Here is a 14,507-nt window from a genome sequence, read left to right as displayed (position 1 = left end):
ACACAGGGGTTGTAAGTAGTGACTGATCACACCGCCGGCGCCGCATTAGAGCGCATCGAAGACATCGATATCTCCAGCGAAATGGAGGCATCATTCCTTGAATATGCCTATTCGGTGATCTATTCTCGAGCCCTTCCCGACGCTCGTGATGGACTGAAGCCGGTTCAGCGTCGCATTCTCTTCATGATGACCGACATGGGATTGCGACCCGAAAAAGGCCACGTCAAGTCCGCGCGAGTGGTCGGCGAGGTGATGGGCAAGCTGCACCCGCACGGTGACTCCTCCATCTACGACGCGCTCGTCCGGATGGCCCAGAACTTCGCGATGCGTCTGCCCCTCATCGACGGGCACGGGAACTTTGGCTCACTCGATGACGGCCCCGCGGCATCACGGTACACGGAAGCGCGGCTCGCCGGAGCCGCGCTCGCGATGACAGAGTCGCTAGACGAAGATGTCGTCGATTTCGTCCCAAACTACGACAACCAGATCATGCAACCCGACGTGCTGCCGACGGCCGTGCCGAACCTGCTCGTGAACGGCGCGAGTGGCATTGCAGTGGGTATGGCTACCAACCTTGCGCCACACAACCTCATCGAGGTGGTCGAGGGCGCTAAGCACCTCCTGTGGCATCCAGAGGCCACGCTTGAGGAGCTGATGGAGTTCATTCCTGGGCCAGATCTTCCCGGAGGCGGGGTCATCGTTGGCCTCGATGGCATCACCGATGCCTACCGCACCGGACGCGGGGCGTTCCGCACCCGTGCTCAGGTCAAGATCGAGCAGCTCACCGCGCGAAAAAACGGACTGATCGTCACGGAGCTCCCGTACCTGGTTGGGCCTGAGCGAGTGATCGAAAAGATCAAACAGGGGGTCGAGAATAAGAAGCTCTCAGGAATCAGTGACGTTGCCGACTACACGGACCGAAAGAACGGTCTGCGTCTGGTCATTTCGCTGAAGACCGGTTTCAGCCCCGAGGCGGTACTCGAACAGCTCTATCGCTTCACCCCGCTCGAAGACTCGTTCAGCATTAATTCCGTCGCGCTGGTGAATGGGCAGCCCCAAACTCTCAGCCTGCCTGAAATGCTGCGGGTGTTCATCGAGCATCGCCTCTCCGTTGTCAAGCGTCGGAGTGAGTATCGGCTGCGTAAGCGACGTGAACGCCTGCATCTCGTTGAGGGTCTACTCGTGGCGATTCTCGACATTGACGAGGTCATCCAGCTCATCCGCACGAGCGACGACTCAGAGACCGCGCGCGGCCGACTCATGCAGGTGTTCGATCTCAGCGAGGCCCAGGCGGAGTACATTCTTGAGCTCCGGTTACGTCGGCTCACCAAGTTTTCACGGGTTGAGCTCGAGGCGGAGCGTGATCAGCTCCGCTCCGAAATCGATGCCCTGCTCGAGATTCTCGGTAACAGAGACCGGCTGCGTCAGGTCGTTTCAGACGAGCTTGACGCGGCAGCCCAGGCCTACGGCACTCCCCGGCGTACCGTGCTGACCGGAGCTGTCGCTCGGCCGAGTCGCGCGGCAGCCCTCGGCGTCACCGCGCTCCAGGTTGCAGACACCCCCTGCACGGTGTTGCTTTCGGTGACCGGGCGAGCCCTCAGGATCGACCGAGACCCCGAGGGACCCGTGTACCAGGGTAGATCCTCCAGACCCAACAAACACGGTGCCCTGCGATCCGCTGTAGCGACGACGGTGCGCGGCGAGGTCGGCGCGGTACTTTCCGATGGCCAAATTCATCGGTTCACACCGGTGGATTTGCCACTTGTGCCCGGCGCCTCGGTTGCGTTTTCTGCGGGCGTGTCCCTCACCTCGTACCTGGGTCTCACTGACAGGCAACAGCGGGTCGTCGGGCTCGTTGAGCTTGACACCGAGACTCCCGTCGGCCTCGTCACTGAGCAAGGCGTCGTCAAGCGCGTCGTGCTGCAAGACCTCCCGGCCAAGTCCGAGTTCGAAATAATGAGCCTGAAGCCGGGAGACAGGGTTGTGGCGGCGTTCACAGCCCCTGACGATTCCGAGTTCGCTGTGATCGCCAGCAACGCGCAACTGCTGCGCTTCGGCGCTTCGGCCGTGCGTCCGCAAGGCCGAGGTGCCGGCGGCATGGCAGGCATGAAGTTAGGCGTCGACGCACGCGTCATATTCGCGGTCGCACTGCCCCACGACGCACCCGCTCAGGTCGTTACGGTCGCTGATAGTTCACTGACACTGCCCGGAATCGACGTAGCCACCGCGAAGGTGTCCGATTGGTCTGAGTTCCCCGCGAAGGGACGCGCGACTGGCGGAGTCCGAGCACATCGGTTCCTCAAGGGAGAAGACCAGTTGTCCTGCGGTTGGGTCGGAGTCGGCGAACCTCGAGCACTGGCACTTGACGGAAGCGTGCGCAAATTGCCGACCGAGAACGCCAAGCGCGATGGGAGTGGCACGCCCATTGATGGCGCTGCCGCATTCATCGGGTCGGCTCCCTAAGCGTCGATACGCTCCCGGTCGAGGTCATCAGCGTTATCGACGATGAATTCCTTACGAGGAGCAACCTCGTTGCCCATCAGTAATTCGAAAATTTGCGCTGCATTGTGGGCATCGGCCACCTGCACACGACGCAGTGTGCGGTGCTCGCGATCCATCGTGGTCTCAGCGAGTTGGTCGGCATCCATCTCACCGAGACCTTTGTATCGCTGAATCGGTTCGAGGTACTTCTTGCCTCGCTTCTGCAGGTCTGCAAGCAGATTCCGAAGCTCGGGCTCACTGTACGTGTACGTCACGTCATTGGGCTTCTTGCCGGGCTGAGGCACGATAACGCGATGCAAAGGCGGCACCGCGGCGTAAACTCTGCCCGCCTCCAGCATGGGACGCATGTACCGGAAAAACAGGGTCAACAACAGGGTACGAATGTGAGCGCCATCGACGTCCGCGTCGCTCATCAGAATGACCTTGCCGTAGCGCACCGCATCCAGATCAAAGTCACGCCCCGACCCAGCCCCAATCACCTTGATGATCGAACTGCACTCTGCGTTGTTCAGCATCTCGGCGACCGATGCCTTCTGAACGTTCAAAATCTTGCCCCTGATGGGTAGAAGCGCCTGGTACTCGCTGTCTCGTGCGGGACGCGCGGTTCCCAGCGCACTGTCGCCCTCCACAATAAAAAGTTCGGTGTCTGCGACGTTTCGCGATCTGCAGTCGATGAGTTTCGCCGGCAGTGTCGAACTCTCAAGGGTGCTCTTTCGGCGCGCCGTGTCTCGCTGGGCACGAAGCGCGATGCGCGACTTCATCTCGGCGACCATCTTTTCGAGCAGAGACCCCGCCTGCGCCTTGTCGTGCTTCTTCACCGAGGCGTAACGTTCTTCGAGGCCTTTCGCCACTGCGCGTGCGACGATCTGACGCACTGCGGCAGTTCCGAGTACCTCCTTGGTTTGGCCTTCAAACTGCGGTTCGGGTACTCGCACCGAAATCACCGCAGTGAGACCTGTGAGAATATCGTCCTTCTCAGGCTTGTCACTGCCCGACTTCAATTTGCGTGCGTTCGTCTCAATCTGTTTCCGAAAGAACCGCACAAGACCCTGCTCAAAGCCAGCGACATGCGTTCCACCCTTGGGTGTGGAAATGATGTTCACGAAGCTCTGTACCTCGGTGTCATATCCGGTGCCCCAGCGCATCGCAATATCTACCTCGCAGCTTCGCTCGACCTCTCGAGAGACCAGTGCACCCGATGCCTCATCCATGACCGGGACTGTCTCAGTGAAGCTTCCGGTATCGGTCAGCCTCCATGTGTCAGTTAGTGGACCGTCTACCGCGAGGAAGTCAACAAATTCACTCAGCCCACCCTCATACCGGAACTGATGAATCGCGGGATCACCGGCTTCGGAGAGCGACTCAGCGCGCTCGTCCCGTATCTCAATACCCAAACCCGGCACCAGGAATGCCGTCTGCCGCGCACGGGAGACCAACGATTCGGGTTCGAAGCGTGCGGTCTGCAAGAAAATTTGCGGATCAGCCCAGTAGCGCACACGCGTGCCTGTCACTCCTCGGGCGACTTTGCCCACAACTCGAAGTTCAGATGCATCTTGGAAGGGAGTGAACGCGCTGTCTGGGCCATCCCCTGCGAACTGACCGGGTTCACCATGCCGAAACGACATGGCCCAGGTCTTTCCATCGCGATCAACTTCAACGTCGAGACGAGACGATAATGCGTTCACCACTGATGCTCCGACACCGTGGAGACCGCCGGACGACGCGTATCCGCCACCTCCAAATTTGCCGCCCGCGTGCAACTTGGTGAAGACCAGTTCGACCCCGGTGAGTCCGCTCTTCGGCTCAAGATCGACTGGCACCCCTCGGCCCTTGTCGCTGACCGAGACACTGCCATCGGCATGCAGAACGATTCCAATTTCAGAACCGTGCCCAGCGAGTGCCTCATCGACCGAATTGTCGATGATCTCCCACAGGCAGTGCATAAGCCCACGGGAATCGGTGGTGCCGATGTACATCCCGGGACGCTTGCGTACGGCTTCCAGCCCCTCCAGCACCGTGAGGTGGCGAGCTGAGTAATTCGAATCGGCCACGTATGTAATTCCTTCCGCCAGAACCCTCCCACCCTAGATCAGGGCACTGATTTTGGGGGGTGGGCTCTCCGTGATCGAATGAATCTGGCAGCTTCCCGACGCCCGAGAGCCCCTCCAGCTACGCGGTCAGCGAAACGTGACCCGAACTGAGGGTGAACGTCAGCGAAACGTGGTTTGATGGGGACATCTAGACCAGGAGAGCGGAGGATGCCATGACGACTCTGGAGCAAGATCGCACCGAGATTACCGTCGCCGCCGATCGACCCATGTCGGGTCTTGACCGTTGCGATAGCTGCGGTGCACAAGCTTATGTGCGTGCGGTGCTCGGCGGCAGTGAGTTGCTCTTCTGCGGTCATCACGCCCGGAAGCACGAAGAGAAGCTGAAGCCGATCGCCGAGGTGTGGCACGATGAGACGCACAGGCTGAGCGCATAACGCGCGACGCAGACGAAAAGAGCCGGGCCCGTGGGCCCGGCTCTTTTCGACTGTCGACCTACTCGAGGTAGTCGCGGAGTTGCTGGCTGCGGCTGGGGTGACGCAGCTTCGCCATGGTTTTCGATTCAATCTGCCGAATGCGCTCTCGTGTCACACCGAACGTGTCGCCAATTTGGTCGAGAGTCTTCGGCATGCCGTCTCCGAGCCCGAAGCGCATGCGAATCACGCCCGCCTCGCGCTCGCTGAGTGAATCGAGGAGCTGCTCGAGCTGCTGCTGCAGCATTGTGAAGCCGACCGCGTCGGCTGGAACCACAGCTTCAGTGTCTTCAATCAAGTCACCGAATTCGCTGTCTCCATCTTCACCCAAGGGCGTGTGCAACGAGATGGGCTCGCGGCCGTACTTCTGCACCTCGACAACCTTTTCAGGTGTCATGTCAAGCTCGCGACTCAGCTCCTCAGGAGTGGGCTCGCGACCGAGATCCTGGAGCATCTGACGTTGCACACGAGCAAGCTTGTTGATGACTTCAACCATGTGTACCGGAATACGGATGGTGCGAGCCTGATCGGCCATGGCGCGCGTAATGGCCTGGCGGATCCACCACGTGGCGTACGTCGAAAACTTGAAACCCTTGGTGTAATCGAACTTCTCGACCGCACGAATGAGGCCCAGGTTGCCCTCTTGAATCAGGTCGAGGAACTGCATGCCACGGCCGGTGTAGCGCTTCGCGAGCGAAACCACCAGGCGCAGGTTCGCCCCGAGGAGGTGACTCTTGGCACGTTGGCCATCTCGAGCGACCCACTTCAACTCGCGCTCAAGCTTCTTGGGCAGACTCTTCTCGGTCGCGAGCTTTTCCTCTGCGAACAAGCCGGCTTCGATGCGCATCGCGAGTTCGACCTCTTCGGCAGCGTTCAACAACGCAACCTTGCCAATTTGCTTCAGGTAGTCCTTGACCGGATCGGCAGTTGCGCCAGGGATCAGGGTGGTGACGGTTGGAACATCTTCCTCGTCGCGAGCCTTCAGCACGATTGCGCCGGTCGGCAAGGGCTCTGTCATTGTTGAGTTCGACGTGCCCGACGCACCCTCTTCATCAGAGTCGTGATCGTTCATGCCGACATCGACGCCCTCTTCGAGCTTCTCATCATCTTCGAGGATGTCTGCGACGGCTGCTTTTGCGGGCTTGCGTGCAACAGTCTTGCGAGCCACTGCTTTCTTCACCGCAGGCTTCTTTTCGGCTGCAGCCTTCTTCTCGGCCGCAGGCTTCGCTGCAGCCGTCTTTTTGGCGGCAGCCGACTTGGAAGGGGCGCGCTTTGCGGCGGTCTTCGGTTCCGGAGCCGCTGTTGTCTGGGCCTCTGACGCGGACGATTCGGAATCGCCCCCGTTGACCTTCGATTGTGCGGAGGTCTTGGACGTAGATGCAGTCGCCACGCGGCCGCCTCTCTGTGTCGGAGCTGGTGTTCTGTAACTGGCTCGAACGAGCCAAAGTCAGCATGTGCCGAGGCAGAAAAATCCGCCTGCAGCGCATACCATGAAAACCCATGTCAAGCCCGGAGTGTTGGTTTTTCAACTACACGTCCGGATTGAATGGGCTACCGTCCCATTATTGCATGCTCGGTGCAGGCTACAGACCAGGCTGCGATTGTTCTCCAGGATCGGGGTCGCGCTGCTGCGCAAGGAATCGTTCGAGTTCGCTTGCGAGCTGATCGGCAGTCGGTAACGAGCCATCCTCACCCACCAGGGGCGAGCGCGTCGTCTGATCCTCTATATAAGCGTCGTACCGGGTCTCAAGACCGCGAACCATCTCGCTTGACTCCTCGCTCTCACCGATCTGTGAGTCAACCTGATGATGAAAGCCTTGTGAAGCCTCACGCACAGTGTCCGTGGCGAACAGAAGCCCGGTGGCGGCCATAAATCCGTCAAGCGCGGTGAGGAGCGCGTCCGGAAACTCGGTGTTCGCGAGGTAGTGAGGAACGAGGAGTGCAAATCCAACGACTTCCTCACCCAGGTTATGCAATCGATACTCGAGCACATGCGAGGCAGAAGCGGCGAGTTTCGTCGTGGGCCGCCACACCGAGTGCGCTTCAATAATGTCATCTCGCGATCCGCTTACCGTCATGCGGATCGGGCGGGTGTGCGGCACCGGCATCGGAATCGCGTGCGTCCACACTGTCGTCGACACTTCAAACTCGTGAACCAGCATGAGCACCGTGTCGATGAACTGATCCCAGTGGAAATCCGGCTCGAATCCACTCAGAATGAGGAAGGGTGAACCCAGCTCATCGCGGGCGAGACTCAGGGTGAGCTCTTCAGGGGAATAATCAACGAAGTGATCCTCCTCAAAAGTAATGAGTGGGCGCCTGGACCTGTAATCGAGCAAAAGGTCTGCGTTAAAGCGCAGTATCTCTTCCGGCTCGTATCGATCCCACAGGAATCCCTCAAGCTGCGTGATGACACCGCCCGCATCGCTCAGACCGCGTAGCGCAACGACCAGTGGAATGCCCTTGGGCACCACGGCTCGACGTTCTGCGTACTCTGCGGAAAAAATGGAATCAGACACTCCACCATTCTACGAAGGTGCAAGTGTCGGCACCCGGACCATGGTCACGCCCTGAGCGAACCACGCTTTGTACACCAACCGCTCAAGCACCCCAGCGGTAGTAGGCTTGAGGCGGTACACCGGTCACAACCGGGTGCAGCCATCTTTGTAGCTACGCGAAATTCCGAGGGAGATCCCACTTGGCCGATCAGCAGTTTGACATCGTTGTCTTGGGCGGCGGCAGCGCCGGCTATGCCACGGCAATCCGCGCGACTCAGCTCGGAATGAGCGTCGCAGTCATTGAGAAAGAGAAGCTAGGCGGCACCTGCCTGCATCGCGGTTGCGTTCCCACCAAAGCACTTCTTCACTCCGCCGAGGTCGCCGATGCCGCGCGCGATGGCGCTGCCTACGGTGTGAACTCCGTGGTTCAGAGCATTGACATTGCGGCTGTGAATGCCTTCCGCACCAAACTGGTGGACGGCAAGTTCAAGGGACTCCAGGGGCTACTGAAGGCAAACGGCATCACCGTGATCGCCGGGGAAGGGCGTCTCGTCGCCCCGAACGCCGTGCAGGTCGGTGCCGATCGCATTACGGGCAAGCACATCGTCCTCGCCACAGGTTCCTACTCGCGTTCCCTCCCCGGTCTCGAAATCACGGGCCGCGTCATTGCAAGTGAGCACGCACTCGACCTCACCGAGATTCCCCGGCGGGTGGCCATTCTCGGCGGTGGCGTGATCGGTGTCGAATTTGCCAGCGTGTGGCGGTCGTTCGGTGCCGAGGTCACGATCATTGAGGGCTTGCCCCACCTCGTGCCGAATGAAGAAGAATCCATCTCAAAGCAGCTTGAGCGCGCATTCCGTAAGCGGGGCATCGATTACAAGCTCGGCGTGCGGTTCCAGTCGGTGACGCAGAATTCCAGTGGTGTGACCGTTCACCTGGAGGATGGAACCATCATCGAGGCTGACTATTTGCTCGTTGCTGTGGGACGTGGCCCGCTCACCCAAGGCATGGGATACGAAGAAGTTGGCATCGAGATGGACCGAGGATTCGTTCTGACCAACGATCGCCTGGCAACAAATATCCCGGGTATCTATGCAGCGGGAGACATTGTTCCCGGTCTCCAGCTCGCGCATCGAGGTTACCAGCAGGGCATCTTTGTCGCGGAGGAAATTGCCGGTTTGAACCCGGTGCTCGTCGAAGATATCAACATCCCGAAGATCACCTACTGTGACCCAGAGATTGCCTCGGTCGGCCTCAGTGAGGCAAAAGCCGTCGAAAAGTTTGGTGCCGACAAGGTTGTTAGTTACGAATACAACCTGGCCGGAAATGCCAAGAGTTCGATTCTCGGTACCGCGGGCACGGTTAAGGCAGTTCGCGTCATCGACGGTCCGGTGGTCGGCGTGCATATGATCGGTGCGCGCGTAGGCGAACTGGTTGGTGAAGCGCAGCTGATTGTGAATTGGGAAGCGTACCCCGAAGATGTTGCACCCTTTGTGCACGGCCATCCCACCCAAAACGAAACGATTGGCGAGACCATGCTGAAGCTCGCCGGCAAGCCGTTGCACGCCATCTAGGCGAACCCGCATTCGGCAGACACTAGACGAATAACGATCGGAGAATTCACGATGAGTGAGGTTGTGCTTCCCGCACTGGGTGAGAGCGTCACAGAGGGAACGGTCACGCGTTGGCTAAAGAATGTCGGTGATCGAGTTGAGGTCGATGAGCCCCTTCTCGAGGTCTCGACCGACAAGGTTGATACTGAGGTGCCATCCCCCTTCTCCGGAATTCTTGCGGAGATCCTCGTGCAAGAAGACGAGACTGCGGAGGTCGGAGCAGTCTTGGCGCGCATCGGCGACGGCACCGTTGCCCCCCCAAGCCAGCCGGCCGCCCAGCCAGTTTCTGCGCATGAAGAACCTGCTGCCACTCCTGCCCCGCATGAAGCAGAGACCACTGCTGCGGCACCGGTCGACAGCCCTGCTGTGGCAGATGGCCAAGACATCGTGCTGCCGTCACTGGGTGAGAGCATCACCGAAGGAACCGTGACCCGATGGCTAAAGAGCGTCGGCGACTCGGTTGAGGTGGACGAACCGTTGCTCGAGGTATCGACAGACAAGGTCGATACTGAGGTGCCCTCACCGATCGCGGGGATCCTGCAGGAGATCCTCGTGCAGGAAGATGAGACGGTCGAGGTGGGCGGCGTGCTTGCACGCATTGGTAGCGGATCCGCATCTCCGGTGTCAGAGCCGGCTGCAGCAACGCCAGTTGCGGCCCCGGCAGCCGCTCCCGCGCCAGCTGAGGCCCCAATGGCTGCTCCCACGACAGTAGCGGCCCCGGCAGTCTCGGAGACAACCCCTCCTGAGGCACCAGCTTCCCCGGCAGCTAACTCCGGCTACGTGACTCCCATCGTGCGGAAGCTCGCGTCAGACCATGGTGTCAATCTCGCAAACGTGACCGGCACCGGTGTCGGCGGACGTATTCGCAAAGAGGATGTTCTCGCGGCTGCGAAGCCCCTGGGTGAGCCAGTTGCCACGCAAGCGAGTGCTGAAGCTCCGGTTGCAGAGGTCTCGCCGCTGCGGGGAACTTCACAGAAGATGAGTCGCTTGCGCAAGGTCATCGCCGCGCGCGCGGTTGAGTCGATGCAATCCTCCGCGCAACTCACCACCGTGGTGGAAGTCGATGTCACTCGAGTCGCCACGCTTCGACAGGCACATAAGGACGAGTTCCTGAAACAGACCGGAACGAAGCTTTCGTTCCTCCCGTTCTTTGCCCTGGCAGCCGCCGAGGCGTTGCGCTCCCACCCCGTAATCAACGCAACAGTCGACGGCGAGAACATCGTTTACCCATCGACGGAAAACCTCAGCATCGCTGTAGACACCGAACGAGGGCTTCTCACGCCGGTGGTGCGCGAGGCGGGAGAGAAGAACCTTGCGCAACTCTCTCAAGACATCGCCGATCTTGCGGCTCGAACTCGAGACAATAAGTTGACTCCGGATGAGCTCTCGGGCGGCACGTTCACCCTCACGAACACCGGTTCTCGCGGGGCGCTGTTCGATACCCCACTGGTATTCCTCCCGCAGGTGGCCATCCTCGGAACCGGTGCGGTCGTGAAGAAGCCACTCGTGATATCCGGACCGGATGGCGATTCGATCGCGGTTCGCTCCACGGTCTACCTGGCACTTTCCTACGATCACCGCATCGTGGATGGCGCTGATGCCGCTCGCTTCCTCACTCAGATGAAGACCCGACTTGAGGCTGGACAGTTCGAGGCAAACCTCGGGTACTGATCCACCAATACGCCATCTCGAAGGCCGCGTGTACCCACCTGGGTGCCGCGGCCTTCGCGCGAAATCCGGTGTAGGCAGTCTCACGCGGCCGCGCTGGCGTGATGCGGCTGCGAATTGCCATGCCGAGTTCTTCCATCGCGAGCGTCACCGTCCATGTATGTTGCGCTCCTCCAGGATTCAGCTCCAGGACAGCCTGATCTATTCCCTCCAGCAGGAGACCGGCTGAACCTGCCTCGCCCCAGTCGTCAATCAGCCGTTCCACCACCGACCGTGGAACGCCGAGAGCACGGCAACTCGGGTCATGCCCCCTTTGTTGATGCCTGCCTGCGCGAAACTCTCGATCGAGCCGGTGCAGCCTTCCCTGCAGACGCACTCGCGTGAGCCCACTGGAATCGATTCTTAGTTCGCCAGGCAGAAGTTCACCGATGCACCATCCTTCGCTTCGGCACCGAATGCCGATGCTCCCGACTTGCTCAAGCACCCATGCGAGTTCGGCGGCGCGCAGCGGCTCTCTTGCTGCGACCGTGCGGGACCGACATGTGGGCACGGTGACTCCCCTCCGCTGAACACTGTGAGCCGACCCCACGGTGTCGACCCAGCCTGCCCCATGCTCGCGGTGCCTGGCACCTGGAAGGAGTGGGCGGTGGATAACTTCCAGGACACCCAGGTGTGAACGGGGTGTTGACGTCAAGAGGATAGGATGAAACCTATGGCAAAAGAGAAGAAGCAGCGCGCGAACAAGGAGCCCGGTCGCATCAAACAAATGGTGCAGATCTACCGGAATACGAAGCAGCACGATCGCAATCTGACGCTGACGCTCCTCGCGAGTTTCCTTCTCCCGGTTGTTGTCTCCGTGCTCCTGGCTTGGCTGCTCGGGGGTGGCGTTTTCGGGTGGATTCTGTGGCCTGTCACCGGAATCCTCGTCGGCGTTCTCCTCGTCATGATCGTATTGGGAAGACGCGCAGAGTCGGTGGCCTACCAACAGCTCGAGGGTCGACCCGGAGCCGTCGGAGCGGTCATCAATGGTGCGCTGCGCAGGTCGTGGCGTGGTTCAGAGGTGCCGATCGCGATGAACCGGAGCCAAGATGCCGTCTACCGGGTGGTTGGACGCGGAGGGGTCGTCCTCATCGCCGAAGGCCCGGCCCAGCGGACTCGTCAACTGGTGGCGAAGGAAGAGACTCAGTTAAAACGGATGCTCCCCGGTGTCCCGATTACCACCCTCCAGGTGGGGCCCGACGAAAACGCCGTGCCGCTACACAAACTCTCGCGAACCCTGATCAAGCTCAAGCCCGTACTTCGCAAGCCAGAGATCACCACAGTATTCAACCGGCTCATGTCGATGAAGTCAGACCCCATCGGAATTCCGAAGGGCATCGACCCGATGCGGATCCGCGGGCAACGTCCGCGCTAGCACAGCCTGATCGACCGCCAACGCGCTGGCATCCTCAATCGGAACATACCGATTTTGAGGCCGTGGATCAGCCTTCACCTACGCGCGGATGAGCACCGTTCCCGCGATCTTGTCGTGGAAACCGCGTTGGTCTGAATCCCACACCAGCACCGGGATGACAAGCGCAAGCAGCAGTGTTCTTACCGCCGGTCGCCACAGACCGATCCACCCACCCACAAGTGGAACGACGCGGAGACCGAGAATCCGGTGGCCCAGAGAACCACCGAGCGTGGGAATGAAGAGCATCTGCATCACCGCGAAGATTCCCAGCGTGGTGAACGTGGCGGCACCACCCTCAGTCGGAAACAGCAGCGTGAGCACGAGGGCGATCCCCCAGTCAATCGCAATCGCCGCGAAGCGGCGTCCAATGCGGGCAACAGACCGTGGCCCCGATTCTGGCAGGCCGAGCCGCTCTCCCGGCCACTCGCTCGGTTCAAGATCTCCAAATCGCTGCGGGCGTGAGGGGTTCGGCATACGTAAATGCTACCTGGGAGCAGCGCCTGTAACCTGCGCGAAACATTCGTCTCACCGATCTGAAACGCTCCTCGCGTAGGGTGGGTGTTGAACGACGGCGCGAGGAGCGCCCTGAACTGAGGAGCAGTATGTTCACATCCCCGCAGGAAGTACTCGACTTCATCAAAGAGACGGATGTCAAGTTCGTCGACATCCGCTTCACCGATCTACCGGGCGTGCAGCAGCACTTCAACGTTCCGGCAGCCACGGTGGATCTTGACTTCTTTGAGGTCGGCCAGATGTTTGACGGGTCGTCAATTCGCGGTTTCGCTGGGATCGCGGAGAGTGACATGCAGCTTATTCCCGACGTCACCACGGCATATATCGACCAGTTTCGCGCCGAGCGCACTTTGGTTCTGATCTTCGACATCTACAACCCCCGAACCGGTGAGATCTACGCGAAGGATCCGCGTCAGGTGGCGAAGAAGGCCGAACGCTTCCTCGAATCGACCGGAATCGCGGATACCGCATTCTTTGCCCCCGAGGCAGAGTTTTACATCTTTGACTCGGTTCGATTCGAGACGAAGCCTGAGAGCACGATGTACGAGATCGACTCGGAAGAGGCGATGTGGAACTCCGCACGGAAGGACGAGGGCGGCAACCTGTCGCACAAGACCCCAGCAAAGGGCGGGTATTTCCCAGTATCTCCGGTCGACAAGCAGGCTGATCTCCGAGACGACATCTCGCTGCGCCTGATCGAGGCTGGACTGCACCTGGAGCGCTCGCATCACGAGGTCGGTGCCCCCGGCCAGGCAGAAATCAACTACCGCTTCAACACCATGGTGTGCGCGGCAGACGACGTCTTGAAGTTCAAGTACATCGTCAAGAACACTGCTGAACTCTGGGGCAAGACTGCAACCTTCATGCCGAAGCCAGTCTTTGGCGATAACGGCTCCGGCATGCACACACACATGTCACTCTGGAAGGGTGGCGAGCCGCTGTTCTACGATGAGAATGGCTACGCCGGTCTGAGCGATCTGGCTCGCTGGTACATCGGTGGCATCCTCAAGCACGCTTCGGCAGTGCTGGCCTTCACAAACCCCACCATCAACAGCTACCGTCGTCTGGTGAAAGGCTACGAGGCGCCGGTCAATCTCGCCTACTCAGCTGGCAACCGCTCTGCCGCGGTGCGCATTCCGCTGACCGGCTCGAACCCCAAAGCAAAGCGCATTGAGTTCCGCGCCCCCGATGCCTCGGGAAACCCATACCTCGCATTTGCCGCGCAACTCATGGCCGGCCTCGATGGGATTCGGAACCGCATTGAGCCGATGGAGCCGATCGACAAGGATCTCTACGAGCTTCCCCCTGAGGAACTGAAGAGCATTCCTCAGGTACCAGGCAGCCTGTCAGAGGCACTCGAGGCGCTCGAGGCGGATCATGACTTCCTCCTCGAAGGGGACGTCTTCACCGAGGAACTGATCGAAACGTGGGTCGCGTTGAAGCGCGAAACGGAGATTGCGCCAATGGCGCTCCGTCCGCACCCTTACGAGTTTGAGCTCTACTACGGGGTCTAGACAGACTGAAAGAGGGCCATCGAGCAGTTGCTCGGTGGCCCTCTTTCTATCTCCGAGCGACAGCGCATCGCTCCCGGTCAAAGAGTTTCTGTCAGGAGTCACATTCCTCGTCCAGGTCAAGGCCATCTTCGGCAAGGAGAGCCTCAAGCAAGGAGGTGAGCAGGTTCATAGTGCCGAGAGTACGCCCGACAGGCAAACTTAGTCAGACCTTTTCGTGATCAGTTC

Annotated in this window: 10 protein-coding genes; 6 read left to right on the top strand and 4 right to left on the bottom strand. The window is 60.0% G+C overall.

Features of this window, described 5'->3' with window-relative positions; genetic code table 11:
* Positions 1–18: 18 nt before the first annotated feature.
* Complete coding sequence (locus ACR0R4_RS09355) at positions 19–2,463, top strand: DNA gyrase/topoisomerase IV subunit A (RefSeq protein WP_433647094.1); 2,445 nt, start codon at positions 19–21, stop codon at positions 2,461–2,463.
* Here the strand turns inward: ACR0R4_RS09355 and ACR0R4_RS09350 are convergent.
* Complete coding sequence (locus tag ACR0R4_RS09350; protein ID WP_433647093.1) at positions 2,460–4,553, bottom strand: DNA gyrase/topoisomerase IV subunit B; 2,094 nt, start codon at positions 4,551–4,553, stop codon at positions 2,460–2,462. The two genes, ACR0R4_RS09355 and ACR0R4_RS09350, sit on opposite strands and share 4 nt — an antisense overlap.
* 212 nt (positions 4,554–4,765) lie before the next feature.
* Between ACR0R4_RS09350 and ACR0R4_RS09345 the strand changes: the two genes are divergently transcribed.
* On the top strand, positions 4,766–4,987 hold the full coding sequence (locus ACR0R4_RS09345; RefSeq protein ID WP_433647092.1) for a DUF7455 domain-containing protein: 222 nt from the start codon (positions 4,766–4,768) through the stop codon (positions 4,985–4,987).
* A gap of 58 nt (positions 4,988–5,045) precedes the next feature.
* On the opposite strand, the gene ACR0R4_RS09340 is transcribed toward ACR0R4_RS09345, so the two are convergent.
* Together ACR0R4_RS09340 and ACR0R4_RS09335 are read right to left on the bottom strand one after the other, a co-directional pair.
* Positions 5,046–6,413: an RNA polymerase sigma factor gene (locus ACR0R4_RS09340; protein WP_433647091.1), complete on the bottom strand. Its 1,368-nt coding sequence runs from the start codon at positions 6,411–6,413 to the stop codon at positions 5,046–5,048.
* A gap of 193 nt (positions 6,414–6,606) precedes the next feature.
* A complete protein-coding gene (locus ACR0R4_RS09335) occupies positions 6,607–7,542 on the bottom strand; it encodes a PAC2 family protein (protein WP_433647090.1) in 936 nt (311 codons plus the stop codon).
* A gap of 179 nt (positions 7,543–7,721) precedes the next feature.
* On the opposite strand from ACR0R4_RS09335, the gene lpdA reads away from it, so the two are divergent.
* The 3 genes from lpdA (at position 7,722) to ACR0R4_RS09320 (ending at position 12,216) form a co-directional block, all read left to right on the top strand.
* Entirely contained in the window at positions 7,722–9,095 is a 1,374-nt protein-coding gene (gene lpdA / locus ACR0R4_RS09330) for a dihydrolipoyl dehydrogenase (protein WP_433647089.1), read from the top strand.
* Between the two features lie 51 nt (positions 9,096–9,146).
* Positions 9,147–10,805, top strand: a complete 1,659-nt coding sequence (gene sucB, locus ACR0R4_RS09325; protein WP_433647088.1) for a 2-oxoglutarate dehydrogenase, E2 component, dihydrolipoamide succinyltransferase — start codon at positions 9,147–9,149, stop codon at positions 10,803–10,805.
* Positions 10,806–11,514: 709 nt separating this feature from the next.
* Positions 11,515–12,216, top strand: coding sequence for a DUF4191 domain-containing protein (locus ACR0R4_RS09320; RefSeq protein WP_433647087.1), 702 nt, complete (start codon positions 11,515–11,517; stop codon positions 12,214–12,216).
* A gap of 78 nt (positions 12,217–12,294) precedes the next feature.
* Here the strand turns inward: ACR0R4_RS09320 and ACR0R4_RS09315 are convergent, their stop codons facing one another.
* Positions 12,295–12,729 (bottom strand): RDD family protein, encoded by a 435-nt coding sequence (locus ACR0R4_RS09315; RefSeq protein ID WP_433647086.1) that lies wholly within the window; start codon positions 12,727–12,729, stop codon positions 12,295–12,297.
* Between the two features lie 128 nt (positions 12,730–12,857).
* On the opposite strand from ACR0R4_RS09315, the gene glnA reads away from it, so the two are divergent.
* A complete protein-coding gene (gene glnA, locus ACR0R4_RS09310; RefSeq protein ID WP_433647085.1) occupies positions 12,858–14,282 on the top strand; it encodes a type I glutamate--ammonia ligase in 1,425 nt (474 codons plus the stop codon).
* Positions 14,283–14,507: the final 225 nt, after the last annotated feature.

The organism is Leucobacter fengyongliangi (assembly GCF_050971685.1).
Taxonomy (GTDB): domain Bacteria; phylum Actinomycetota; class Actinomycetes; order Actinomycetales; family Microbacteriaceae; genus Leucobacter.
The sequence above is the reverse complement of the archived record's forward strand: the minus strand, read 5'-3'. Positions and strand labels throughout refer to the sequence as shown.

Bases quoted from the DNA above. Each gene is read 5' to 3' on its own strand.
- sucB (WP_433647088.1), top strand. From the start codon at position 9,147: ATGAGTGAGGTTGTGCTTCCCGCACTGGGTGAGAGCGTCACAGAGGGA.
- ACR0R4_RS09345 (WP_433647092.1), top strand. From the start codon at position 4,766: ATGACGACTCTGGAGCAAGATCGCACCGAGATTACCGTCGCCGCCGAT.
- glnA (WP_433647085.1), top strand. From the start codon at position 12,858: ATGTTCACATCCCCGCAGGAAGTACTCGACTTCATCAAAGAGACGGAT.
- ACR0R4_RS09315 (WP_433647086.1), bottom strand. From the start codon at position 12,729: ATGCCGAACCCCTCACGCCCGCAGCGATTTGGAGATCTTGAACCGAGC.
- ACR0R4_RS09320 (WP_433647087.1), top strand. From the start codon at position 11,515: ATGGCAAAAGAGAAGAAGCAGCGCGCGAACAAGGAGCCCGGTCGCATC.